This is a genomic window from Fructobacillus ficulneus (assembly GCF_001047075.2).
GTDB classification, from domain to species: domain Bacteria; phylum Bacillota; class Bacilli; order Lactobacillales; family Lactobacillaceae; genus Fructobacillus; species Fructobacillus ficulneus.
Genome location: NZ_DF968003.1, coordinates 24,491 through 25,427 on the forward strand (window position 1 = coordinate 24,491; position 937 = coordinate 25,427).

The 937-nt window shown below is 47.8% G+C and carries 1 protein-coding gene; it reads right to left on the minus strand.

What is annotated here, in order from left to right:
• A partial coding sequence (locus AOQ29_RS08010; RefSeq protein WP_114674990.1) for an aminotransferase class I/II-fold pyridoxal phosphate-dependent enzyme occupies positions 1–737 on the minus strand: 737 nt, incomplete at its 3' end.
• Between the last annotated feature and the right edge of the window lie 200 nt (positions 738–937).

Sequence of the window (937 nt, forward strand, 5' to 3'; positions counted from 1 at the left end):
AAGCCAAACCGCCACCCGGTCATGGCGTGCGACTTCGACAAACCGTTGAAAACAATCGTTTGGTCGGGCAAGTACTTGGCAATCGAATCATGGACGCCGTCATAGGTAATTTCGCTATAAATTTCATCACTAATGACCGTCAAATCAAATTCTCGGGCTACCTCAGCCAAGGCCTGCAGCTCATCAGCTTGGTAACTTCTTCCGGTTGGATTGCTGGGTGTCGTCAGTAATAATGTCTTAGCCCTGGGGTGGGCCTGGACTTCTTGGCGGAGCCGGTCAGGCGTTAATTTGAAGCCATTTGGTTCGACATTAATAAAATCAACTTTCCCGCCGGCCATCTGGACCGCCCCTTCATAAACTGGGAAAACTGGTGAGGGTAAGAAGACCTCATCACCCGGTTCCAACAGTGCGAGGAAGACGTTTAAGATGGCCTCGCTGACCCCGATTGTCGTGACAACCTCGGTTTCTGGATCATAATTCAGACCGTACTTTTTGGCAACGAAGTCTGTTGCCGCCTGCCGGACTGCCAGAGTCCCAAGAGGGTCTGTGTAGTGGGTGTTATTCGCTTCAATTGCCTTGATGCCGGCCTGTTTGATGTGGTCGGGTGTATCAAAGTCGGGTTCCCCAACGGTTAACTTGATCATGCCGGGAATTTTTTCAATCTGCTTACTGAAGGCTGAGATGCCCTCTTCTTTCATCTCCGTAATTGACTTACGAATCACACTTTTTTTCGTCATAAACTCACCTCATTTTTAAATTGAATCTAATCTTATAGCAAAATTTAACTGGCCTCTATGTGGACTTCACCAAAAATCACCGACCTATTTTGTGCTATTGTTCAAAATTTTATGTCACTTTGCACGGTTTGCGACTGTTTAGTCTGGCCTCGCCACCAATTGGTCACTGACTCGACCACCACCATTGGGTGGTGGCCTTT